This window comes from Janibacter zhaoxuefangae, assembly GCF_050271985.1.
Classification (GTDB): Bacteria; Actinomycetota; Actinomycetes; order Actinomycetales; family Dermatophilaceae.
Genome location: NZ_CP189849.1, coordinates 533467 through 555564, shown reverse-complemented (window position 1 = coordinate 555564; position 22098 = coordinate 533467). Strand labels below are relative to the sequence as shown.

General features: G+C 66.5%; 35 protein-coding genes and 1 pseudogene. All 36 read right to left on the bottom strand.

All coding sequences use genetic code 11. From position 1 onward, the window contains the following. Window positions 1-3 precede the first annotated feature (3 nt). The 36 genes and pseudogenes from ACQBAS_RS02725 to ACQBAS_RS02550 all read right to left on the bottom strand — a co-directional run bounded on the left by ACQBAS_RS02725 (window position 4) and on the right by ACQBAS_RS02550 (window position 21883). Window positions 4-1038 (bottom strand): DNA-directed RNA polymerase subunit alpha, encoded by a 1035-nt coding sequence (locus tag ACQBAS_RS02725; protein WP_427384836.1) that lies wholly within the window; start codon window positions 1036-1038, stop codon window positions 4-6. Between the two features lie 149 nt (window positions 1039-1187). Continuing rightward, complete coding sequence (gene rpsD, locus ACQBAS_RS02720) at window positions 1188-1796, bottom strand: 30S ribosomal protein S4 (protein ID WP_427384835.1); 609 nt, start codon at window positions 1794-1796, stop codon at window positions 1188-1190. 19 nt (window positions 1797-1815) lie between these two features. Beyond that, on the bottom strand, window positions 1816-2214 hold the full coding sequence (gene rpsK, locus ACQBAS_RS02715; protein ID WP_427384834.1) for a 30S ribosomal protein S11: 399 nt from the start codon (window positions 2212-2214) through the stop codon (window positions 1816-1818). A gap of 83 nt (window positions 2215-2297) precedes the next feature. Further along, window positions 2298-2675, bottom strand: a complete 378-nt coding sequence (gene rpsM, locus ACQBAS_RS02710) for a 30S ribosomal protein S13 (RefSeq protein ID WP_427384833.1) — start codon at window positions 2673-2675, stop codon at window positions 2298-2300. 227 nt (window positions 2676-2902) lie between these two features. After that, complete coding sequence (gene rpmJ / locus ACQBAS_RS02705; protein ID WP_009775928.1) at window positions 2903-3016, bottom strand: 50S ribosomal protein L36; 114 nt, start codon at window positions 3014-3016, stop codon at window positions 2903-2905. Between the two features lie 121 nt (window positions 3017-3137). Then, complete coding sequence (infA, locus tag ACQBAS_RS02700; protein ID WP_048549119.1) at window positions 3138-3359, bottom strand: translation initiation factor IF-1; 222 nt, start codon at window positions 3357-3359, stop codon at window positions 3138-3140. 120 nt (window positions 3360-3479) lie between these two features. After that, window positions 3480-4331, bottom strand: coding sequence for a type I methionyl aminopeptidase (map, locus tag ACQBAS_RS02695; protein WP_427384832.1), 852 nt, complete (start codon window positions 4329-4331; stop codon window positions 3480-3482). After that, window positions 4331-4897, bottom strand: a complete 567-nt coding sequence (locus ACQBAS_RS02690) for an adenylate kinase (RefSeq protein ID WP_427384831.1) — start codon at window positions 4895-4897, stop codon at window positions 4331-4333. Before ACQBAS_RS02690 ends, map begins: the two co-directional genes overlap by 1 nt. Continuing rightward, the gene (secY, locus tag ACQBAS_RS02685) at window positions 4897-6210 is read right to left on the bottom strand and encodes a preprotein translocase subunit SecY (protein WP_427384830.1); all 1314 of its coding nucleotides are present in this window, start codon (window positions 6208-6210) and stop codon (window positions 4897-4899) included. The genes ACQBAS_RS02690 and secY overlap by 1 nt, the downstream gene beginning before the upstream one ends. A gap of 169 nt (window positions 6211-6379) precedes the next feature. Then, complete coding sequence (gene rplO / locus ACQBAS_RS02680) at window positions 6380-6865, bottom strand: 50S ribosomal protein L15 (protein ID WP_427384829.1); 486 nt, start codon at window positions 6863-6865, stop codon at window positions 6380-6382. A 1-nt stretch (window position 6866) separates the two neighbouring features. Next, complete coding sequence (rpmD, locus tag ACQBAS_RS02675; protein ID WP_020143226.1) at window positions 6867-7049, bottom strand: 50S ribosomal protein L30; 183 nt, start codon at window positions 7047-7049, stop codon at window positions 6867-6869. Beyond that, entirely contained in the window at window positions 7049-7705 is a 657-nt protein-coding gene (gene rpsE, locus ACQBAS_RS02670; RefSeq protein WP_427384828.1) for a 30S ribosomal protein S5, read from the bottom strand. The genes rpmD and rpsE overlap by 1 nt, the downstream gene beginning before the upstream one ends. 34 nt (window positions 7706-7739) lie before the next feature. Then, window positions 7740-8114, bottom strand: a complete 375-nt coding sequence (gene rplR, locus ACQBAS_RS02665) for a 50S ribosomal protein L18 (protein ID WP_427384827.1) — start codon at window positions 8112-8114, stop codon at window positions 7740-7742. Between the two features lie 3 nt (window positions 8115-8117). Then, window positions 8118-8654: a 50S ribosomal protein L6 gene (gene rplF, locus ACQBAS_RS02660; protein ID WP_427384826.1), complete on the bottom strand. Its 537-nt coding sequence runs from the start codon at window positions 8652-8654 to the stop codon at window positions 8118-8120. Between the two features lie 12 nt (window positions 8655-8666). Then, the gene (gene rpsH, locus ACQBAS_RS02655; RefSeq protein ID WP_427384825.1) at window positions 8667-9065 is read right to left on the bottom strand and encodes a 30S ribosomal protein S8; all 399 of its coding nucleotides are present in this window, start codon (window positions 9063-9065) and stop codon (window positions 8667-8669) included. 124 nt (window positions 9066-9189) lie between these two features. Beyond that, window positions 9190-9375, bottom strand: coding sequence for a type Z 30S ribosomal protein S14 (locus ACQBAS_RS02650; protein ID WP_427384824.1), 186 nt, complete (start codon window positions 9373-9375; stop codon window positions 9190-9192). Window position 9376: 1 nt separating this feature from the next. Further along, on the bottom strand, window positions 9377-9937 hold the full coding sequence (gene rplE, locus ACQBAS_RS02645; protein WP_427384823.1) for a 50S ribosomal protein L5: 561 nt from the start codon (window positions 9935-9937) through the stop codon (window positions 9377-9379). Between the two features lies 1 nt (window position 9938). Further along, a complete protein-coding gene (rplX, locus tag ACQBAS_RS02640) occupies window positions 9939-10277 on the bottom strand; it encodes a 50S ribosomal protein L24 (RefSeq protein ID WP_427384822.1) in 339 nt (112 codons plus the stop codon). Window positions 10278-10279: 2 nt separating this feature from the next. Beyond that, the gene (gene rplN / locus ACQBAS_RS02635; RefSeq protein WP_427384821.1) at window positions 10280-10648 is read right to left on the bottom strand and encodes a 50S ribosomal protein L14; all 369 of its coding nucleotides are present in this window, start codon (window positions 10646-10648) and stop codon (window positions 10280-10282) included. A 119-nt stretch (window positions 10649-10767) separates the two neighbouring features. Next, a complete protein-coding gene (gene rpsQ, locus ACQBAS_RS02630; RefSeq protein WP_427384820.1) occupies window positions 10768-11058 on the bottom strand; it encodes a 30S ribosomal protein S17 in 291 nt (96 codons plus the stop codon). Window positions 11059-11066: 8 nt separating this feature from the next. Further along, window positions 11067-11288 (bottom strand): annotated as a pseudogene (gene rpmC / locus ACQBAS_RS02625) (50S ribosomal protein L29); the annotation flags it as partial. After that, entirely contained in the window at window positions 11288-11707 is a 420-nt protein-coding gene (rplP, locus tag ACQBAS_RS02620; protein ID WP_427384819.1) for a 50S ribosomal protein L16, read from the bottom strand. The gene rplP and the pseudogene rpmC, both read right to left, overlap by 1 nt. Next, window positions 11707-12537: a 30S ribosomal protein S3 gene (gene rpsC / locus ACQBAS_RS02615; protein WP_427384818.1), complete on the bottom strand. Its 831-nt coding sequence runs from the start codon at window positions 12535-12537 to the stop codon at window positions 11707-11709. Before rpsC ends, rplP begins: the two co-directional genes overlap by 1 nt. Next, on the bottom strand, window positions 12537-12905 hold the full coding sequence (gene rplV / locus ACQBAS_RS02610; RefSeq protein WP_427385565.1) for a 50S ribosomal protein L22: 369 nt from the start codon (window positions 12903-12905) through the stop codon (window positions 12537-12539). Before rplV ends, rpsC begins: the two co-directional genes overlap by 1 nt. A 35-nt stretch (window positions 12906-12940) precedes the next feature. Next, the gene (gene rpsS, locus ACQBAS_RS02605) at window positions 12941-13222 is read right to left on the bottom strand and encodes a 30S ribosomal protein S19 (RefSeq protein ID WP_427384817.1); all 282 of its coding nucleotides are present in this window, start codon (window positions 13220-13222) and stop codon (window positions 12941-12943) included. Window positions 13223-13237: 15 nt separating this feature from the next. Continuing rightward, entirely contained in the window at window positions 13238-14074 is an 837-nt protein-coding gene (rplB, locus tag ACQBAS_RS02600; protein ID WP_427384816.1) for a 50S ribosomal protein L2, read from the bottom strand. 28 nt (window positions 14075-14102) lie between these two features. Further along, window positions 14103-14402, bottom strand: coding sequence for a 50S ribosomal protein L23 (gene rplW / locus ACQBAS_RS02595; RefSeq protein WP_427384815.1), 300 nt, complete (start codon window positions 14400-14402; stop codon window positions 14103-14105). Continuing rightward, entirely contained in the window at window positions 14399-15100 is a 702-nt protein-coding gene (gene rplD / locus ACQBAS_RS02590) for a 50S ribosomal protein L4 (RefSeq protein WP_427384814.1), read from the bottom strand. The genes rplW and rplD overlap by 4 nt, the downstream gene beginning before the upstream one ends. Before the next feature lie 2 nt (window positions 15101-15102). Next, a complete protein-coding gene (gene rplC / locus ACQBAS_RS02585; RefSeq protein ID WP_427384813.1) occupies window positions 15103-15759 on the bottom strand; it encodes a 50S ribosomal protein L3 in 657 nt (218 codons plus the stop codon). Between the two features lie 10 nt (window positions 15760-15769). Beyond that, window positions 15770-16078: a 30S ribosomal protein S10 gene (gene rpsJ, locus ACQBAS_RS02580; RefSeq protein ID WP_009775966.1), complete on the bottom strand. Its 309-nt coding sequence runs from the start codon at window positions 16076-16078 to the stop codon at window positions 15770-15772. Between the two features lie 454 nt (window positions 16079-16532). Next, window positions 16533-17726 (bottom strand): elongation factor Tu, encoded by a 1194-nt coding sequence (tuf, locus tag ACQBAS_RS02575; protein ID WP_427384812.1) that lies wholly within the window; start codon window positions 17724-17726, stop codon window positions 16533-16535. A gap of 104 nt (window positions 17727-17830) precedes the next feature. Continuing rightward, window positions 17831-19948, bottom strand: coding sequence for an elongation factor G (gene fusA / locus ACQBAS_RS02570; RefSeq protein WP_427384811.1), 2118 nt, complete (start codon window positions 19946-19948; stop codon window positions 17831-17833). A gap of 117 nt (window positions 19949-20065) precedes the next feature. Beyond that, on the bottom strand, window positions 20066-20536 hold the full coding sequence (gene rpsG / locus ACQBAS_RS02565; protein WP_427384810.1) for a 30S ribosomal protein S7: 471 nt from the start codon (window positions 20534-20536) through the stop codon (window positions 20066-20068). After that, entirely contained in the window at window positions 20536-20910 is a 375-nt protein-coding gene (gene rpsL, locus ACQBAS_RS02560) for a 30S ribosomal protein S12 (RefSeq protein ID WP_427384809.1), read from the bottom strand. Before rpsL ends, rpsG begins: the two co-directional genes overlap by 1 nt. Before the next feature lie 278 nt (window positions 20911-21188). Beyond that, on the bottom strand, window positions 21189-21482 hold the full coding sequence (locus tag ACQBAS_RS02555; protein WP_427384808.1) for a hypothetical protein: 294 nt from the start codon (window positions 21480-21482) through the stop codon (window positions 21189-21191). Between the two features lie 122 nt (window positions 21483-21604). Then, window positions 21605-21883, bottom strand: a complete 279-nt coding sequence (locus tag ACQBAS_RS02550) for an HU family DNA-binding protein (protein ID WP_427384807.1) — start codon at window positions 21881-21883, stop codon at window positions 21605-21607. Window positions 21884-22098 lie beyond the last annotated feature (215 nt).

Below are 22098 nucleotides of genomic sequence, written 5' to 3'. Positions count from 1 at the left end.
GGGTCAGAGCTGCTCGTCCTCGGCGAACGACTGGTCGTCGTCCCCCGACTCGTCATAGTCGTCGCCGTAGTTGGCGATGATGGCGCTCGGGTCGAACCCGGGCGGGCTGTCCTTGAGCGCGAGGCCCATCTCGTGGAGCTTGGCCTTGACCTCATCGATCGACTTCGCACCGAAGTTGCGGATGTCGAGCAGGTCCGCCTCGCTGCGACCGACGAGCTCACCCACGGAGTGGATGCCCTCGCGCTTGAGGCAGTTGTAGGAACGGACCGTGAGGTCGAGGTCCTCGATGGGCAGGGCAAGGTCTGCGGCGAGGGCGGCATCCGTCGGGGACGGGCCCATGTCGATGCCCTCCGCCTCGACGTTGAGCTCGCGCGCCAGGCCGAAGAGCTCGACGAGGGTCTTGCCGGCCGAGGCCATGGCATCGCGCGGGGCGATCGCGTTCTTGGTCTCGACGTCGACCACGAGCCGGTCGAAGTCCGTGCGCTGCTCGACACGGGTCGCCTCGACCTTGTAGGTGACGGCGAGGACCGGCGAGTAGATGGAGTCGACCGGGATGCGGCCGATCTCCTGGTCGCCGGACTTGTTCTGCGCCGCGGAGACGTAGCCGCGACCGCGCTCGACCGTCAGCTCCATCTCGATGGAGCCCTTGTCGTTGAGCGTGGCGATGTAGAGGTCCGGGTTGTGGATCTCGACGCCGGCCGGCGGGGCGATGTCGGCGGCCGTGACGGCGCCGGCACCCTGCTTGCGCAGGTACATCACGACGGGCTCGTCGTTCTCCGAGGAGACGACCAGACCCTTGATGTTGAGGATGATCTCGGTGACGTCCTCCTTGACCCCGGGGATCGTGGAGAACTCGTGGAGCACGCCGTCGACGCGGATGCTCGTGGTGGCCGCGCCGGGGATGCTCGAGAGGAGCGTGCGGCGAAGCGAGTTGCCGAGCGTGTAGCCGAAGCCGGGCTCGAGGGGCTCGATGACGAAGCGGCTGCGGTTGTCCGCAATGACCTCTTCGCTGAGGGTGGGGCGCTGTGCGATGAGCACGGTGTCAATCCTTCCCACGGGCGACCGCTATATGACGCCTCGTGAATGCTGCCGGTCATGACCCGGCGGTCAGGTCGGCTCTGTCCGCGACCTGGCCCGGCACTCGTCGTGGGTGGCGACGCGATGTCGCCACCCACGACGGTGGTGGATCAGTTCTTCGAGTAGTACTCGACGATGAGCTGCTCGGTGAGCGGCGTGTCGATCTGCTCGCGGGTCGGCAGCTGGTGGATGAGCACCTGCAGCGAACCCGGGACGACCTGGAACCAGGCCGGGGTGGGGCGCTCGCCGAACGTCTCACGAGCCAGCTTGATCGGGAAGCTCTCCACGGACTGCTTGCGCACCGTGATGATGTCGAACTTCTCGACGCGGTAGCTGGGGACGTCGACGCGCGTGCCGTTGACCTCGAAGTGGCCGTGCGTGACGAGCTGACGCGCGTGACGACGGGTGCGAGCGAGACCGGCGCGGTAGATGACGTTGTCGAGTCGCGACTCGAGGATGATCATCAGGTTGTGGCCGGTCTGGCCGGGGCGGTTCGCCGCTTCCTTGTAGTAGCGGACGAACTGCTTCTCCATGACGCCGTAGGTGAAGCGAGCCTTCTGCTTCTCCTGCAGCTGGGTCAGGTACTCCTTCTCCTGGATCCGCCGACGGCCGTGCTGGCCCGGGGGGAAGGGACGGAGCTCGAAGTTCTTGTCGCCGCCGACGAGGTCGAGCTTGAGGCGACGGGACTTCTTGGTGATGGGGCCGGTGTAACGAGCCATTGTCTATATCTCCCGATTCTCAGACGCGACGGCGCTTGGGCGGGCGGACACCGTTGTGCGGCGAGGGCGTGACGTCCTGGATCGCACCGACCTCGAGGCCGGCAGCGGTCAGGGAACGGATGGCGGTCTCACGACCGGAACCCGGGCCCTTGACGAAGACGTCGACCTTGCGCATGCCGTGCTCCATGGCGCGACGTGCGGCGGCCTCGGCGGCCATCTGAGCGGCGTACGGGGTGGACTTGCGGGAACCCTTGAAGCCGACCTGGCCAGCAGAGGCCCAGGAGATGACGGCGCCGGTGGGGTCCGTGATGCTGATGATCGTGTTGTTGAACGTGCTCTTGATGTGGGCCTGACCCACAGCAACGTTCTTCTTGACCTTGCGGCGCACCTTGGCGCCGGTCCTGGTCTTGGGAGGCATGTTTCTCCTACTAGTTCTTCGACGTGAGGCGTGCGGTCACACGGCGGTGGTCACCCACGAAGGGGACCGGTCCGCGGCGATGACTACTTGCCGGCCTTCTTCTTGCCGGCCACGGTGCGCTTCGGGCCCTTGCGGGTACGAGCGTTGGTCTGGGTGCGCTGACCGCGCACGGGCAGACCGCGACGGTGACGGATGCCCTCGTAGGAGCCGATCTCGACCTTGCGGCGGATGTCGGCCTGGACCTCGCGACGGAGGTCACCCTCCATCTTGTGGTTGGCCTCGAGGTAGTCACGGAGGGCGACGAGCTGGTCGTCCCCCAGGTCCTTCACGCGCGTGCTCGGCTCGATGCCGGTGGCCGCGAGAGCAGCCTTCGACGTCGTCCGGCCCACACCGAAGATGTAGGTCAGTGCGATCTCCACGCGCTTGTCACGCGGGAGGTCCACTCCAACAAGACGTGCCATCTTGTCTGGGTTCCTTTTCTTTCAACCGGAGGTCTGGTGCAGTACCGATCCGGGGTGATCCGCACGCCATGGTGCGTGGGACCCGGTCCTCGGCCTCCGGGCCGAGGGTGACGTCCCGCCGTTCTGACGGGGGCCGGGTACTGCGTATTCGTGTTGTCGTGCGTTGTGCTCGAAGGTCTACGAGCCGTGCATGGCGGCCGACGAGTCGGTCGCCCGGTGGCCTGCGATCAGCCCTGGCGCTGCTTGTGGCGCGGGTTCTCGCAGATCACCATGACCCGACCGTTGCGGCGGATCACCTTGCACTTGTCGCAGATCTTCTTGACGCTCGGCTGAACCTTCATTGCCTCTGCTGTCTGTCAGATCCGTCCCGCCGTCCCAGGATCGGGTGACGGGTCCTGCTGTGCTGCATCCACCCGGCATGACGCAAGGCGGACTGTCCTCCCGGCAAGCCGGGAGCACGGATCAGCGGTAGCGGAAGACGATGCGGCCGCGGGTCAGGTCGTACGGGCTCAGTTCAACCACGACCCGGTCCTCGGGGAGGATCCGGATGTAGTGCTGACGCATCTTGCCCGAAATGTGGGCGAGAACCTTGTGACCGTTGGTGAGCTCAACCCGGAACATTGCGTTCGGGAGCGCCTCAACGATCGTGCCCTCGACCTCGATGACACCGTCCTTCTTGGCCATACCCTCTCAATCCGTTGTGGCTGGCTCCTGAATGGAGGCAACCGGAACCGGTCGCGCATGCCGAGGCACACGAGACCGACGACCCATCCTAAGGGATGGGACACCTGCGGGCGAAATCGCTCAGGAGAGAGGGGCGAAGGTCGCGCCGGCGGCGGCGAGTCCCGCCGCTCCCCCGTCGACGGCGGTCAGCACCCACAGGCCCCCACGCGTCACGGCCACGGAGTGCTCCCAGTGCGCCGCCCGGGCCCCGTCGTCCGTGGAGACGGTCCAGTCGTCGGCCAGCACATGGTTGGCCTGATCGCCGAGGGTGACCATCGGTTCGATGCAGACCGTCGCGCCCGGGCGGACGGTCGGGCCCTTGCCCTGGACGCGGTAGTTGGGCACCTGCGGGTCCATGTGCATCTCCCGCCCGATGCCGTGGCCGACATAGTCCTCGACGATGCCGTACTCGCGGCCGTCCCGCTCCCCCGACGCGACGATGCTGTCCTCGACGGCGGCGCCCACGTCATAGAGCCCACGCCCGTCGCGCAGCGCGGCGATGCCGGCCCACGCGCTGGCCTCGGTGGCGGCGATCAACGCCAGGTCCTCCGGGCGCCCCGCCTCGGGCCCACCGACGACGAGGCTGAGCGCGGCGTCACCGTTCCAACCGGCCACCTCGGCGCCGCAGTCGATGGAGAGCAGGTCCCCTTCGCGCAGCACCTTGGTCGCCGACGGGATGCCGTGGACGATCTCGTCGTTGACGCTCGTGCAGAGCGTGTGCGAGTAGCCGGGGACGAGCTGGAAGTTGGGGATGCCGCCGTTGTCGCGGATGTGTGCCTCCGCGAGGGTGTCCAGGTCCAGGGTGGTCATCCCGGGACGGACCTCGGCCGCGAGCAGCTCGAGGGTCTGTCCGACGAGCAGGCCCGCCACGCGCATGCGGAGCAGCTGCTCGTCCGACTTGAGCTCGAGCCGTTCGCGGCCGAAGAGGCCCATCAGCCCTGGAGGCCGTCGAGCGCGAGGAAGATGCGCGCGGTGACGTCGTCGACGTCACCCATGCCGTCGACCTCGACGAGCCGGCCGCGGCCACGGAAGAACTCCGCCAGCGGCTCGGTCTCGCGGCGGTAGATCGCCTGGCGCTCACGGATGACCTCTTCGGTGTCGTCCGCCCGGCCCTCGGTCTCGGCACGCTTGGTGAGGCGGGAGACGAGCTCCTCCTCGTCGACGGTGAGCATCAGCACGCCGTCGATCGGCGTCTCGCCGAGCATCTCGTCGAGCGCGGCCACCTGGGCCTCGGTACGCGGGTACCCGTCCAGCAGGAAGCCCTGGAGCGCGTCGTCCTCACGGAGGCGGTTCGCGACGATCTCGTTGGTGATCTCGTCGGACACGTAGCCGCCGGACGCCGTGATCTCCTTGACCTGGAGTCCCAGAGGCGTCTCGTTCTTGATGTTGGCGCGGAAGATGTCACCGGTGGAGATCGCCGGGATGGAGTATCGCTCGGCGATCCGGCTGGCCTGAGTGCCCTTACCGGCCCCGGGGGGGCCGAAGATGATGAGACGCATCAGCGGAGGAACCCTTCGTAGTGTCGTTGCTGGAGCTGGGACTCGATCTGCTTCACCGTCTCCAGACCGACACCCACGACGATGAGGATCGACGTGCCGCCGAAGGGGAAGTTCTGGTCGGCCCCCACGAGGACCAGCGCGATGAGCGGAATGAGCGAGATGATCGCGAGGTAGATCGCCCCGACGACAGTGACGCGGGTGATGACGTACCTCAGGTACTCGGCCGTGGGTCGCCCGGCGCGAATTCCTGGGATGAAGCCTCCGTACTTCTTCATGTTGTCCGCGACCTCGTTGGGGTCGAACGTGATGGACACGTAGAAGAAGGTGAAGAAGAGGATCATGGCGGTGTAGACGGCCATGTAGACGGGGCTGTTGCCCTGGGTCAGGTGTGCGTCGATCCAGTCCACCCAGGCCGGGTTGTTGCCCAGCGGGTCACGACTGAACTGGGACATCATCTGCGGCAGCGCCAGCATCGAGGCCGCGAAGATGACCGGGATCACGTTGGCCATGTTGACCTTGATCGGGATGTACGTCGACGTGCCGCCGTACATCTGCCGGCCAACCATGCGCTTGGCGTACTGCACCGGGATGCGTCGCTGCGACTGCTCGATGAAGACGACCACGGCGATGGTCATCAGACCGATCAGGATGACGAGCAGGAAGATGTCCCACCGTCCGTCCTTCTGCTGGATCGCCCAGAGGGAGCCCGGGAAGGAGGACGCGATGGACGTGAAGATCAGCAGCGACATCCCGTTGCCGACGCCCTTGTCCGTGACGAGCTCACCGAGCCACATGACGAGGCCGGTGCCGGCCGTCATGGTCAGGACCATGATGATGATCGTCGGGAGGCCGTGGTTGGTCATGATGTCCGTGCAGCCCGGACCGAAGAGGTTCTGCGGGTTCTGCGCGAAGGTGATCAGCGTCGAGGACTGCAGCACGGCCAGCGCGATGGTGAGGTAGCGCGTGTACTGCGTCATCTTGGCCTGCCCCTGCGAGCCCTCCTTCTTGAGGGCCTCGAACCGCGGGATGACCACGGTGAGGAGCTGCACGATGATGCTCGCCGTGATGTACGGCATGATCCCGAGCGCGAAGATCGAGAGTTGGAGGAGCGCACCGCCACTGAAGAGGTTGGCCAGGCCCAGGAAGCTCGTCCCCGTCGGGGCGGCCTCGATGCACTTCTGCACCGCCGTGTAACTGATGCCGGGCGTGGGGATGTGGCTGCCCAGTCGGAACAGCGCAATGATCCCCAGCGTGAACAGCAGCTTGTTCCGCAGGTCCGGCGTCCGGAACGCGCGGCCGAAAGCTGAGAGCACTGGTCCTCCAGAAAGTTGCGGCACGGGTGAGCCGCAGTGCGTGTGGACACGATCCTGAGAAAGATACCCCGCCGATCGGCCGAGTCCGTCCCCGGGTCGTGGTGGCGAACGACGACGGCGCCCCAGGGGCTTCCCTTGCGGGAATCGCCCTGGGGCGCCGTGACGTGGATCAGGCGGAGGCGATCGAGCCGCCAGCGGCCTCGATCTTCTCCTTGGCGCTGGCGGAGAACGCGTCGACGGTCACGTTGACCTTAACGGTGATCTCGCCCGTGCCCAGGACCTTGACCAGGTGGCCACCGCGAACGGCGCCCTTGGCGACCAGGTCCTCGACCGTGACGTCCCCACCCTGCGGGAAGAGCGCGCCGATCTTGTCGAGGTTCACGACCTGGTACTCGGTCTTGAAGGGGTTCTTGAAGCCGCGGAGCTTGGGCATCCGCATGTGGAGCGGCGTCTGGCCACCCTCGAAGCCCGCAGGCACCTGGTAGCGCGCCTTCGTGCCCTTGGTGCCACGACCGGCCGTCTTGCCCTTCGAGCCCTCACCGCGACCCACACGGGTCTTGGCGGTCTTGGCTCCCGGGGCGGGACGCAGGTGGTGCACCTTGAGGGCGTGACCGCGCTCGGCGGCCTCGCCGGTGTTCTTGGCCTCGTCAGCCATGTCAGTCAACCTCCTCGACGGACACGAGGTGCGTGACCGTCTTGACCATCCCGCGGATCTCGGGACGGTCCTCCTTGACGACGACGTCGCCAATGCGCTTCAGACCGAGGCTGCGCAGCGTGTCACGCTGGTTCTGCTTGCCGCCGATCTCGGAACGGGTCTGGGTCACCTTGAGACGGGCCATCACGCACCTGCCTTCTGCTTGTCGGCGATGCCCTGAGCCTGCGCGCGGAGCATGGCGGCCGGAGCCACCTGGTCCACGGGCAGACCGCGACGCGCGGCAACCTCCTCGGGACGCTCCAGCTCCCGAAGGGCCTGGACCGTCGCATGGACGATGTTGATCGCGTTGTCGGAGCCGAGCGACTTGGACAGGACGTCGTGGATACCGGCGCACTCGAGCACGGCGCGGACGGGACCACCGGCGATGACACCGGTACCCGGCGACGCCGGACGGAGCATGACGACGCCGGCCGCCGCCTCACCCTGGACGGGGTGGACGATGGTGCCCTGGATGCGCGGGACCTTGAAGAAGGACTTCTTGGCCTCCTCGACACCCTTGGCGATCGCCGCGGGCACCTCCTTGGCCTTGCCGTAGCCGACACCCACGGTGCCGTCACCGTCGCCGACGACCACGAGGGCGGTGAAGCTGAAGCGACGACCACCCTTGACGACCTTCGACACGCGGTTGATGGTCACGACGCGCTCGATGTACTGAGACTCCTGTCGGTCACCACCACGGGCGTTGTCACGGCCGCCGCGGCGGTCGTTGTTGTTGCTGCGGTCACCGCGCGCGGAGTCGCCGCCAGCGGCACCAGTGCCTCGACGCTGGGGTCCGGGCATCAGATGTTCCTCATTTCAACTGCGGTCAGGTTGGTCACAGGGACAGCCCACCTTCGCGGGCGCCCTCGGCGATGGCCGCGACGCGACCGTGGTAGCGGTTGCCGCCACGGTCGAACACGACGGCCTCGACACCGGCGTCCTTGGCGCGCTGGGCGACGAGCTCGCCGACCTTCTTCGCCTTGGCCGTCTTGTCACCCTCGAAGGAGCGGACGTCGACCTCCATGGTGGAGGCAGAGGCCACGGTCTTGCCGAGGGTGTCGTCGACGACCTGGACGAAGACGTGGCGGGACGAACGGGAGACGACCAGACGCGGACGAGCCGCGGTGCCGTTGACCCGCTTGCGGACGCGCAGGTGGCGACGACCGCGAGCGGCGCTCTTGCCCTTGGCGCGCTTGACAATCATTGCCATGGCTTACTTACCAGCCTTTCCGACCTTGCGACGGATCTGTTCACCCTCGTACCGCACACCCTTGCCCTTGTACGGGTCAGGCTTGCGCAGCTTGCGGATGTTTGCGGCGACCTCGCCGACGAGCTGCTTGTCAATACCCTGGACCGAGAACCGCGTGGGGTTCTCGACCGCGAAGGAGATCCCCTGCGGGGGCTCGACGGTGATCGAGTGGCTGTAGCCGAGCGCGAACTCGAGGTTCCCGCCCTTGTTGGCCACGCGGTAACCCGTGCCGTGGATCTCGAGCTTCTTGACGTAGCCCTCGGTGACCCCGAGGACCATGTTGTTGATGAGCGAGCGCGTCAGGCCGTGCAGCGCGCGCGAGTCACGGTGGTCGTCGGGACGCGAGACGACGATGCCGTCCTCGCCCTTCTCGACCGTGATCGGCGTCGCCACGACGTGGCTCAGCTCGCCCTTGGGGCCCTTGACCTTGACGGTCTGGCCCTCGATGGCGATGTCGACACCCGAGGGGATGCCAACCGGAAGACGTCCAATGCGCGACATCTCTGTTTCCCCTTACCAGACGTAGGCGAGGACTTCCCCACCCACACCCTTGTTGGCCGCCTGCTTGTCGGTCAGCAGACCGGACGACGTGGAAATGATCGCGACACCAAGGCCACCGAGCACCTTGGGGAGGCTCGTGGACTTCGCGTAGACGCGCAGACCGGGCTTGGAGACACGGCGAACACCGGCGATGGAACGCTCACGGTTCGGGCCGTACTTGAGCTCGATGGTCAGCGTCTTGCCGACCTCGGCGTCCTCGACGCTCCAGGAGGCGATGTAGCCCTCGGCCTGGAGAATCTCGGCGATGTGGGACTTGAGCTTGGAGAACGGCATGGAGACCTCGTCGTGGTGCGCCGAGTTGGCGTTCCGGACGCGGGTCAGCATGTCCGCAATCGGGTCGGTCATGGTCATGGGCTTGCCTGCCCTCTCTCACCGCGGTTTCACTCCGGTGACCGGAGCGACCTTCGATGTAGAACGGTTCGTGGAGTGTGCGGGGCGCCGGCGGCGTCCGCGGTCGTGCAAAAAGCCGAGGCTCTTACCAGCTGGACTTGGTGATGCCCGGGAGCTCACCGCGGTGTGCCATCTCGCGAAGGCAGATGCGGCACAGGCCGAACTTGCGGTAGACCGAGTGCGGTCGGCCGCAACGCTGGCAGCGGGTGTAGGCGCGGACCTTGAACTTCGGCTTCTTGTTGGCCTTGTTGATCAGGGCGGTCTTGGCCATGTCAGTTCTCCTTGAAGGGGAAGCCGAGCTGCTTGAGCAGGGCGCGACCCTCGTCGTCGGTGGTGGCCGTGGTCACGACGGTGATGTCCATGCCACGCACGCGGTCGGTCTTGTCCTGGTCGATCTCGTGGAACATCGACTGCTCGTTGAGACCGAACGTGTAGTTGCCACGACCGTCGAACTGCTTCGGGGACAGGCCGCGGAAGTCACGGATGCGCGGGAGGGCGATCGTCACGAGACGGTCGAGGAACTCCCACATGCGGTCACCCCGGAGGGTGGTGTGGCAACCGATCGGCATGCCCTCGCGCAGCTTGAACTGTGCGATGGACTTGCGGGCCTTGGTGACGGCGGGCTTCTGGCCGGTGATGGCCGTGAGGTCGCGGATGGCGCCCTCGATCAGCTTGCTGTCCTTGGCCGCGTCGCCGACACCCATGTTGACGACGACCTTGACGACGCCGGGGACCTGCATGACGTTCGCGAAGTTGAACTCGCTCTGCAGGTTGCCCTTGATCTCGTCCAGGTAGCGCTGCTGGAGGCGGGGCTTGGTGGCGGTGTCAGTCATCTCAGAGGTCCTTACCCGAGCGAGCCGCAACGCGGACGCGGCTGTTCTTGCTGCGACCGTCGCGCTCGACCTGCTCGACGCGCGTCTTGATGCGGGTCGGCTTGTTGTCGGTCGGGTCGACCACGGCCACGTTGCTCACGTGGATCGGGGCCTCCTGCACGACCAGGCCACCGGCCTGGCCGCCGACGCCGGCCTTGGTGTGGCGGGTGACGCGGTTGATGCCCTCCACGACGACGCGCTGCGTCTCCGTGTTGACGGAGATGACCTTGCCCTGCTTGGACTTGTCCTTGCCCGTGAGGACCTGGACCAGGTCACCCTTCTTGATCTTCATGCGAGCCATGATCAGAGCACCTCCGGTGCCAGCGAGATGATCTTCATGAACTTCTTGTCGCGCAGCTCGCGGCCCACCGGGCCGAAGATGCGCGTGCCACGCGGGTCACCATCCGTCTTGAGGATGACGGCCGCGTTCTCGTCGAACTTGATGTAGGAACCGTCGACGCGTCGACGCTCCTTCTTCGTCCGGACGATGACCGCCTTGACGACATCGCCCTTCTTGACGTTGCCGCCGGGGATGGCGTCCTTGACGGTGGCGACGATCGTGTCGCCGATACCGGCATACCGACGACCCGAGCCGCCGAGCACGCGGATGCAAAGGATCTCCTTGGCACCGGTGTTGTCGGCGACACGCAGTCGCGACTCCTGCTGGATCACTGTCTAACTCCTGTCGTCGTGCTGGTTCTCGCGCCGTGGCACGAGCCTGGCCGAACTACTGTGGTCTGTGTGCCGCCCGGGACCCTTGCGGGGCCCCGGGAGGCGGGGGCCGGAGAGGCTTACTTGGCCTTCTCGAGGATCTCGACGAGGCGCCAGCGCTTCGTGGCCGAGAGGGGACGCGTCTCCATGATGAGGACGCGGTCGCCGATGCCAGCGCTGTTCTGCTCGTCGTGCGCCTTGACCTTGTGGCTCTTGCGCATGACCTTGCCGTAGAGCGCGTGCTTGACGCGGTCCTCGACCTCGACGACGACGGTCTTGTCCATCTTGTCGCTGACCACGTAACCCTGGCGGGTCTTGCGGTAGTTGCGGTCGTGGGTCTCCACAGTCTCTTCCTTGGTGTTGTCGCTCATGCTCAGGCCTCCGTGCCGATGCCGAGCTCGCGCTCACGCATCTCGGTGTAGATCCGGGCGATGTCCTTGCGGACGGCGCGCAGACGGCCGTTGTTCTCGAGCTGTCCGGTGGCGGACTGGAAGCGGAGGTTGAACAGCTCCTCCTTCGCCTTGCGCAGCTCGTCGACGAGACGCTCGTCGTCGAGACCACGGATCTCCTTGGAGGTCAGGTCCTTGGATCCGACTGCCATCAGATGTCACCACCTTCACGCGCAATGAAGCGGCACTTCATCGGCAGCTTGTGCATCGCCAGGCGAAGCGCTTCACGCGCAACGTCCTCGGAGACGCCAGAGATCTCGAACATGACGCGGCCGGGCTTGACGTTCGCCACCCACCACTCGGGGGAACCCTTACCGGAACCCATGCGGGTCTCGGCGGGCTTCTTGGTCAGCGGACGGTCGGGGTAGATGTTGATCCACACCTTGCCGCCACGCTTCATGTAACGGGTCATCGCAATACGCGCGGCCTCGATCTGCCGGTTCGTCACGTATGCCGGCTCCAGGGCCTGCATGCCGTAGTCACCGAAGGCGATCGTGGTGCCGCCCTTGGCCATCCCGGAACGGCCGGGGTGGTGCTGCTTGCGGTGCTTGACTCGACGAGGAATCAACATCAGGACTGCTCTCCCTCAGTGCTCGCCGCGGCGGCGGCCGGAGCCTCCGCAGCAGGAGCGTCGTTCGCGGGCGCGCCGGCCGGGCCGTTGCCACGGTCGGTGCGACGGGCACGGGCCGGACGGTCGTCACGGTCGCGGCGCGGGCCGCGGCCGGGACGGGAGGCGGTCGCCTGCTGAGCGGCGAACTCCTTCTCCGTCATGTCGCCCTTGTAGATCCAGACCTTCACGCCGATGCGGCCGAAGGTGGTGCGGGCCTCGTAGAAGCCGTAGTCGATGTTCGCGCGAAGGGTGTGCAGCGGCACGCGACCCTCGCGGTAGAACTCCGAGCGGGACATCTCGGCGCCGCCGAGACGACCGGAGCACTGGATGCGGATGCCCTTGGCGCCGGCGCGCAGCGAGGACTGGATCCCCTTGCGCATGGCGCGACGGAAGGTCACACGGGCAGCGAGCTGCTCGGCGATCCCCTGGGCGACCAGCTGGGAGTCGATCTCGGGGTTCTTGACCTCGAGGATGTTCAGCTGGACCTGCTTGCCGGTGAGCTTCTCGAGCTCGCCGCGGATGCGGTCCGCCTCGGCGCCGCGACGACCGATGACGATGCCGGGACGCGCCGTGTGGATGTCCACGCGGACACGGTCACGGGTGCGCTCGATCTCGACCTTGGAGATGCCGGCTCGCTCCATGCCCGTGGACATGAGCTTGCGGATGGCAACGTCCTCCTTGACGTAGTCGCGGTAACGCTGCCCCTCCTTCGTGGAGTCGGCGAACCAGCGGCTCTTGTGGTCCGTGGTGATGCCCAGACGGAAACCGTGCGGGTTGATCTTCTGACCCATCAGCGGGTTCCTCCCTTCGCGGCCTTCGGAGCCACGACGATGGTGATGTGGCTCGTGCGCTTGTTGATGCGACCGGCGCGGCCCTGGGCACGCGGACGGAAACGCTTCATGGTGGGGCCTTCGTCGACGAAGGCCGCCGTGATGACGAGGTCGCCCTCGTTGAACGGCTCGGAGGCCTTGTCGGCCTTGACCCGGGCGTTGGCGATCGCGCTCTCGACGAGCTTGCGCACCGGCTCGGCCGCACCCTGGGGGGCGAACCGGAGCACGGCGACGGCGTCGGTGGCCTTCTTGCCGCGGACGGTGTCCACGACGCGACGGGCCTTCTGCGGCGTCACACGAAGGAAGCGCGCCTGCGCCTTGGCTTCCATCACGATGTCCTTCTCAGTGGTGTCGGTGGCGGTCATCAGCGACGACGCCCCTTCTTGTCGTCCTTCACGTGACCCTTGAACGTGCGGGTCGGTGCGAACTCACCGAGCTTGTGGCCAACCATCGACTCGGTGACGAACACCGGGACGTGCTTGCGGCCGTCGTGCACGGCGAACGTGTGGCCGAGCATGTCCGGGCTGATGACCGAACGGCGCGACCAGGTCTTGATGACGGTCTTGGTACCCGCTTCGTTCTGGACGTCCACCTTCTTCTGGAGGTGGTCGTCGATGAAGGGGCCCTTCTTCAGGCTACGAGGCATTGCTCAGGCTCCTTCTCAGCGCTTCTTGCCGGTGCGGCGACGGCGGACGATCAACTTGTCGCTGGCCTTGCCGGGGCGACGGGTGCGGCCCTCGGCCTGACCCCACGGCGACACAGGGTGACGACCACCAGAGGTCTTACCCTCACCACCACCGTGCGGGTGGTCGACCGGGTTCATCGCGACACCGCGGACGGTCGGGCGCTTGCCCTTCCAGCGCATACGGCCGGCCTTGCCCCAGTTGATGTTGGACTGCTCGGCGTTGCCGACCTCGCCGATCGTGGCGCGGCAGCGGACGTCGACGTTGCGGATCTCACCCGAGGGCAGACGCAGCTGGGCGTAGGGGCCCTCCTTGGCGACGAGCTGGACGCGAACGCCGGCGGACCGGGCGATCTTCGCGCCGCCACCGGGGCGGAGCTCGACGGCGTGGATGACCGTACCCACGGGGATGTTGCGCAGCGGGAGCGAGTTGCCCGGCTTGATGTCGGCCGCGGGGCCGTTCTCGATCGGGTCGCCCTGCTTGAGCTTGTTCGGCGCCAGGATGTAGCGCTTCTCGCCATCGGCGTAGTGCAGAAGCGCGATGCGGGCGGTGCGGTTCGGGTCGTACTCGATGTGAGCGACCTTCGCCGGCACGCCGTCCTTGTCGTGACGACGGAAGTCGATCACGCGGTAGGCGCGCTTGTGGCCACCACCGATGTGGCGCGTGGTGATACGGCCGTTGGAGTTGCGGCCACCGGACTTGGTGAGCGGCTTGACCAACGACTTCTCGGGGGTCGAGCGCGTGACCTCGACGAAGTCGGCGACAGAACTGCCGCGACGACCCGGTGTGGTCGGCTTGTACTTACGGATACCCATGCTTCAGATTCCTCTTCTCAATCCCCGGTCAGGCCTGGCTACCGAAGATGTCGATCGAGCCCTCGCGGAGGGTGACGATCGCGCGCTTGGTGTCCTTGCGCTTGCCCACACCGAACTTCGTGCGACGGGACTTGCCGACACGGTTCAGGGTGTGGACGGAGTCAACCTTGACCTTGAAGATCGACTCAACGGCGATCTTGATCTCGGTCTTGTTGGCCCGCGGGTCGACGAGGAAGGTGTACTTCCCCTCGTCGAGCAGGCTGTAGGACTTCTCGGACACGACCGGCGCGAGCAGGATGTCGCGCGGGTCCTTGGCGGTAGTGCTCACTTGGAGCCCTCCTCGTCGGTGCTCTGGGCGGCCGGAGCGTCCGTGACGACCTCGACCGGAGCGGTCGGGATGGAGGACGGGCCGGCGAGGAACGTGTTGAGCGCACCCTCGGTGAAGACCACGTCGTCGGCGCACAGGACGTCGTAGGTGTTGAGCTGGTCGACCCACAGGACGTGGACGTCGGCCAGGTTGCGCACCGACTTGATCGCGACGTCGTCGTTGCGCTGGAGGACGACGAGCAGATTCTTGCGCTCGGTCAGTCCACCCAGGACGCTGGCGACGGCCTTGGTCGAGATCGTGTCGCCGTCGACGAGAGCCGACAGCACGTGGATGCGACCGTGGCGCGCCCGGTCGGAGAGGGCGCCGCGCAGGGCAGCGGCCTTCATCTTCTTGGGCGTGCGCTGCGAGTAGTCACGCGGCTGCGGGCCGTGGACGACGCCACCACCGGCGAACTGCGGGGCGCGCGTCGAACCCTGGCGGGCGCGACCGGTGCCCTTCTGGCGGTAAGGCTTGCGCCCACCGCCGCGGACCTCGCCGCGGGTCTTGGTCGAGTGCGTACCCTGGCGCGCCGCAGCAAGCTGAGCGACGACGACCTGGTGGATCAACGGAACGTTGGTCTGCACGTCGAAGATCTCCGCGGGGAGCTCGACCGTGCCGGCCTTCGCACCCGCGGGGCTGATGATGTCAATGGTCGGCATGGTCAGGCTCCCTTGGCAGCCGTGCGCACCAGGACCGTGCCGCCGCGGGGGCCGGGGATGGCACCCTTGACGAGCAGCAGACCCTTCTCGGCGTCCACGGCGTGGATGGTCAGGTTCTGGGTGGTCTGGCGCACGCCGCCCATGCGGCCCGCCATACGCATGCCCTTGAACACGCGACCGGGGGTGGCGCAACCGCCGATGGATCCCGGCTTGCGGTGGTTCTTGTGGGCACCGTGCGAAGAGCTGACACCGTGGAAGCCGTGACGCTTCATGACACCGGCGAAGCCCTTGCCCTTGGTCGTGCCGGTGACGTCGATGGTCTGTCCGGACTCGAACGACTCGACGGTCACCTCCTGACCCAGGGAGTACTCGGCCGCGTCAGCGGTGCGGAGCTCGACGAGGTGACGGCGCGGCGTGACGCCGGCCTTCTCGAAGTGACCGGTCATGGGCTTGTTGACCTTGCGCGGGTCGATCGCACCGTAGGCGATCTGGACCGCGTCGTAGCCGTCGGCGTCCGCGTTGCGGACCTGCGTCACGACGCAGGGACCAGCCTGGATGACGGTGACCGGCACGAGGCGGTTCTCCTCGTCCCAGACCTGGGTCATACCGAGCTTCTGGCCGAGGACACCCTTGACCGACTTGGCAGCAGTAGTAGTCATGTCTCCTGCCTCAGAGCTTGATCTCGATGTTGACGTCCGCCGGCAGGTCGAGACGCATCAGCGAGTCGACGGCCTTCGGCGTCGGGTCGATGATGTCGATGAGGCGCTTGTGGGTGCGCATCTCGAAGTGCTCGCGGCTGTCCTTGTACTTGTGGGGCGAACGGATGACCACGAAGACATTCTTCTCCGTGGGCAGCGGCACAGGGCCAACAACCGTTGCACCGGCACGGGTCACCGTGTCGACAATCTTGCGCGCCGAGTTGTCGATGACCTCGTGGTCATACGACTTCAGTCGGATGCGGATCTTCTGTCCCGCCATCTCCGTTACGTCTCTCTCTCGCCGTCTTCTTGCTTCTGGTCTGTGGTGGTTCGGTCTGAGCTCCGACCCCCGCGGTCGGGCGTGTCGCACCCGCTCCGCGGCCCGAGGACATGCCAAGAGGCATTCCTCGGATTGATCGTTGCTCCGGCCGAGCCGGAACTTGAGGCTCCGGTGTGTCGCCCCGCGTGACCTTCCACGCGGTTCGATTCGTTCTCACCAGGGAGCGCAGCCGCCGGCGCATCGGGGGACGCGCGCAACGTGCTGCTCTTTCAAGCAACCGTGACAGTGTGCCAGAGGTTTGGCCCAGGAACCAAATCGGCCCTAGCACCGCCCCCTGGCGGTCGCCGGCAATCCCCTTCCGGTGGCGCGTCGCACCCTCTGCGGGAACGGCACAGGGCCCCGCAGCCGTGTGGCTGCGGGGCCCTGTGTGCTGTGTCAGCGGGTCAGGCGAAGGTCACTTGGTGATCTTCGTGACGCGACCGGCGCCGACCGTGCGGCCACCCTCACGGATGGCGAACTTCAGGCCCTCTTCCATGGCGATGGGCTGGATGAGCTCGACCGACATCTCGGTGTTGTCACCCGGCATGACCATCTCGACACCCTCGGGAAGGTGCACGACACCGGTCACATCCGTCGTACGGAAGTAGAACTGGGGGCGGTAGTTGTCGTAGAACGGCGTGTGACGGCCGCCCTCGTCCTTCGAGAGGATGTAGACGTTGCCCTCGAAGTTCGTGTGCGGGGTGATGGAACCCGGCTTCACGATGACCTGACCGCGCTCGACGTCCTCGCGCTTGGTGCCACGGAGGAGCAGACCCACGTTCTCGCCCGCGCGACCCTCGTCGAGGAGCTTGCGGAACATCTCGATGCCGGTGACGGTCGTCTTGGTGGACGTCTCCTTGATACCGACGATCTCGATCTCCTCGTTGACGTTGAGGATGCCTCGCTCGATGCGGCCGGTGACGACGGTGCCACGACCGGTGATCGTGAAGACGTCCTCGACGGGCATGAGGAAGGGCTTGTCGACGTCGCGCTCCGGCTCGGGGATCGACTCGTCGACCGCGTCCATGAGCTCGACGATGGACTCGCCCCACTTCGCGTCGCCCTCGAGCGCCTTGAGCGCCGAGACCTTCACGACCGGCAGGTCGTCGCCCGGGAACTCGTAGGACGAGAGGAGCTCACGAACCTCCATCTCGACGAGCTCGAGGATCTCCTCGTCGTCGACCATGTCGGTCTTGTTGAGCGCCACGACGATGTAGGGAACGCCGACCTGGCGGGCCAGGAGGACGTGCTCCTTCGTCTGCGGCATGGGGCCGTCGGTCGCCGCGACCACGAGGATCGCGCCGTCCATCTGCGCCGCACCCGTGATCATGTTCTTCACGTAGTCAGCGTGACCGGGGCAGTCGACGTGAGCGTAGTGACGCTTCTCCGTCTGGTACTCGATGTGCGCGATCGAGATCGTGATACCGCGCTGCTTCTCTTCCGGAGCCTTGTCGATGTCATCGAACGCGAACTGGGGGTTCAGGTCCGGGTACTTGTCGTGCAGGACCTTGGAGATAGCAGCCGTCAGCGTCGTCTTACCGTGGTCGATGTGACCAATGGTGCCGATGTTGACGTGCGGCTTGGTCCGCTCGAACTTTGCCTTCGCCACTTGATGTCCTCCTCAGGACTCTCTCTTGTGTAACGCCGAACGACCAGGCAGGACGTGGCGTGGAACTGGGGTTGTGCGTGTGGGGGGTGTGCGGACTCTACCGCTCACTCACCACGGGTCTTCTTGATGATCTCCTCCGCGACAGCCTTGGGGACCTCGGCGTAGGAGTCAAACTCCATGGAGTAGTTGGCACGGCCCTGGGTCTTCGACCGAAGGTCGCCGACGTAACCGAACATCTCCGACAGGGGGACGAGGCCGCGAACGACCTTCGCACCGCTGACGTCCTCCATGGACTGGATCTGGCCACGACGCGCGTTCACGTCGCCGATGACGTCGCCCATGTACTCCTCGGGCGTACGCACCTCGACGGCCATCATCGGCTCGAGGATCACGGGGTCGGCCTTGCGGACGGCCTCCTTGAGCGCCATCGAGCCGGCGATCTTGAACGCCATCTCCGAGGAGTCGACGTCGTGGTAGGCGCCGTCGAGCAGCGTGGCCTTGATGCCCACGAGCGGGTAGCCCGCGAGCACGCCGTACTGCATGGCGTCCTGGATACCGGCGTCGACCGACGGGATGTACTCGCGCGGGACGCGACCACCGGTGACCTTGTTGTCGAACTCGTAGAGCTCGCCGGACTCCGTGGTGTCCAGGGGCTCGAGCTTGATCTGGATCTTCGCGAACTGGCCGGAGCCACCCGTCTGCTTCTTGTGGGTGTAGTCGAACTTCTCCACGGTGCGACGGATCGTCTCGCGGTAGGCGACCTGCGGCTTGCCGACGTTCGCCTCGACCTTGAACTCGCGCTTCATGCGGTCCACGAGGATGTCCAGGTGGAGCTCGCCCATACCGGCGATGATCGTCTGGCCGGTGTCCTCGTCGAGGTGGACCTGGAAGGTCGGGTCCTCGGCCGAGAGCTTCTGGATGGCCGTGGAGAGCTTCTCCTGGTCACCCTTCGTCTTCGGCTCGATGGCGACCTGGATGACCGGGTCGGGGAAGGACATGGACTCGAGGACGATCTGCTGGTCGGGGTCGCTCAGCGTGTCGCCGGTGGTCGTGTCCTTGAGGCCGATCGCGGCGTAGATGTGACCCGCGAGGGCCTCCTCGACCGGGTTCTCCTTGTTGGCGTGCATCTGGAAGAGCTTGCCGACGCGCTCCTTCTTGCCCTTGGTCGTGTTGACGACCGGCGAGCCAGCGGCGATGCGCCCGGAGTAGACGCGGATGAAGGTGAGCGTGCCGAAGAACGGGTGCGCCGCGACCTTGAAGGCCAGGGCCGAGAACGGCTCGTCACGGCTCGGCTTGCGGGTCATCTCGACGGTCTCGTCGCCAGCCTTGTGACCCACCATCGGGGGCACGTCCAGCGGGGACGGGAGGTAGTCGACGACCGCGTCGAGCATGGGCTGGACGCCGCGGTTCTTGAAGGCGGAGCCACAGAGGATCGGGTAGAGCTCCGAGGTCACGGTGAGCTGGCGGATGCCGGCCTTGATCTCCGCGACGGTGAGCTCCTCGCCACCGAGGTACTTCTCCATGAGGGCGTCGTCGGACTCGGCGACGCGCTCGATGAGGTGGTGGCGGTACTCCTCGGCCTTGGCCTTGAGGTCCTCGGGGATCTCCTGGACCTCGTACTTGGCGCCCATGGTCACGTCACCCTTGGCGTCACCCGGCCACACCAGCGCGCGCATCTCGACGAGGTCGATGACGCCGACGAAGTCGTTCTCCGCGCCGATCGGCAGCTGGATGACCAGCGGCTCGGCTCCGAGGCGGTCCTTGATGGTCTGCACGGTGAAGTAGAAGTCCGCGCCCAGCTTGTCCATCTTGTTGACGAACGCGATGCGGGGGACGTCGTACTTGTCGGCCTGGCGCCACACGGTCTCGGACTGGGGCTCGACGCCCTCCTTGCCGTCGAAGACGGCGACCGCGCCGTCGAGGACGCGCAGCGAGCGCTCGACCTCGACCGTGAAGTCCACGTGACCGGGGGTGTCGATGATGTTGATCTGGTTGTTGTTCCAGAAAGAGGTCACGGCGGCAGACGTGATCGTGATGCCGCGCTCCTTCTCCTGCTCCATCCAGTCGGTCGTCGAGGCGCCGTCGTGGGTCTCGCCGATCTTGTGGTTGACGCCGGTGTAGAAGAGGATGCGCTCCGTCGTCGTCGTCTTGCCGGCGTCGATGTGCGCCATGATGCCGATGTTGCGGACCTTGGTCAGGTCCGTCAGGACGTCGAGTGCCACGTCTGTTGTCTCATCTCGTGATCGTGGGGATGGTGCTTGCTTCGGCCGACCGGGCAACCCGGACGACGTGGGTGCCGGCGGCGGGCGAGCGTGTGCCCGACCCGCCACCGGCGGCTGTCACCAGCGGTAGTGCGCGAAGGCCTTGTTGGACTCGGCCATCTTGTGGGTGTCCTCACGACGCTTGACAGCGGCACCGAGGCCGTTGCTCGCGTCGAGGATCTCGTTCATGAGGCGCTCGGTCATGGTCTTCTCGCGACGCTGACGCGAGTAGCCCACGAGCCAACGCAGGGAGAGGGTGGTGCCGCGACCGGGCTTGACCTCGATCGGGACCTGGTAGGTCGCGCCACCGACGCGGCGGGACTTGACCTCAAGGGCGGGCTTGACGTTCTCGAGCGCGCGCTTGAGCGTCTGCACGGGGTCGGTGCCGGTCTTCGCACGGACGCCCTCGAGGGCGCCGTAGACGATGGCCTCGGCGGTCGACTTCTTGCCGTCCAGGAGAATCTTGTTGACGAGCTGCGTCACGAGCGGCGAACCGTAGACCGGGTCGACGACGAGGGGGCGCTTCGGGGCGGGACCCTTGCGAGGCATTACTTCTTCTCCTTCTTGGCGCCGTAACGGCTGCGGGCCTGCTGGCGACCCTTGACACCCTGGGTGTCGAGCGAACCGCGGATGATCTTGTAACGGACGCCGGGGAGGTCCTTCACACGACCACCACGCACGAGCACGATCGAGTGCTCCTGCAGGTTGTGGCCGACGCCCGGGATGTAAGCCGTGACCTCGATGCCCGAGGTCAGCTTGACGCGCGCGACCTTCCGAAGGGCAGAGTTCGGCTTCTTGGGGGTGGTCGTGTACACGCGAGTGCACACACCGCGGCGCTGCGGCGAGCCCTTGAGGGCAGGGGTCGACGTCTTCGACGTCTTGTCCTGCCGGCCCTTGCGCACCAGCTGGTTGATCGTAGGCAACCTGTTCTCCGTACGTGTGGTGATGTTGTCTGCCCCGGCGGCCGTGCCGACAGGACTCCTTGGATGCCGGCCCCGACCCCCGTACTCGGGCGTGTCGCGACCGGTGCTCTCCCCTGCACTCCCCCGAGGTGGCCGTTGGCCGCTCGAGATTGCCCGGCGAGAGGGATTCCGACCACCGCCTGCGCGGCGGTCGAACACATGCGGGAGCAACGGCTCCACACACAGCGGTCAACGATACCGCCACGGGTCACCCTCGCAAAATCAGTGACGGTGGCCCCTCACCCGCCGCGGACGTCCAGGGGCCCGTAGGGGATGTCCCACCCGAGCGCCGGCCCGAGGGCCACGAGGGCGAAGTAGGCGGCCGCGACCAGCAGAAGGACGGCCACGACCGTCGTGTCGAACCGGTATCGCCGAGTCAGGCCGATGATCCCGTAAGCGAGCAGGATCAGGCCGAGGAGCTTGATCAGCAGGACGCCGGGCTTGATCAGCAGCGCCACTCCCCCGACCGCCAGCGCGACGGCGAGGGCCCGCTGTCTCAGCGGCGGGCGACGGGTCGCGGGGCTCGGGCTCATGGGCACCATCCAACACCGTTCTCCGGGCAGGCACGGCCACCGCTGCAGCCACGACCGGCCCGGCATGCGCGAGGCCCCGTCCGCGCGATGCGGACGGGGCCCTCGGCGTGGGACTCAGGGAGTCACTTGCCCTTGGCTGCGGACTTCAGGGCGCTGCCGGCGGTGAGCTTGGCGGCGTAGCCACCGGGGATCGTCATGGCCTCACCGGTCTGCGGGTTGCGGCCCTGGCGCTCCGAGCGCTCGACGCGCTCGAGGGTCAGGAGACCCGGGACGGTGACCTTCTCGCCCTTGGCGACCTGCTCGATGAGGACTTCCTGCAGCGCGGTGAGCGCGGCGGAGGCCTGGGTGCCGTTGAGGCCGGCCTTCTCAGCGATGGCGGAGGCGAGCTCGGACTTGTTCATGTGTGTTGCTCCGTTCCTGGTCGTGATGACCGTGGACTGACGGGAGGCCGTCCTCGCGGACGCTCCGGTTGCCCGGTCTCCCTGTACTGCCTCATGGTGCCCGATTCTCGGGCGCGAATCACGTCGGGGTCGGCGTGTCGGGCCGCAAATTCCGCGGAATATCAAGGATCAGACGACGAAGGGGGTCGACCACCAGCGGTGGTCGACCCCCTTCG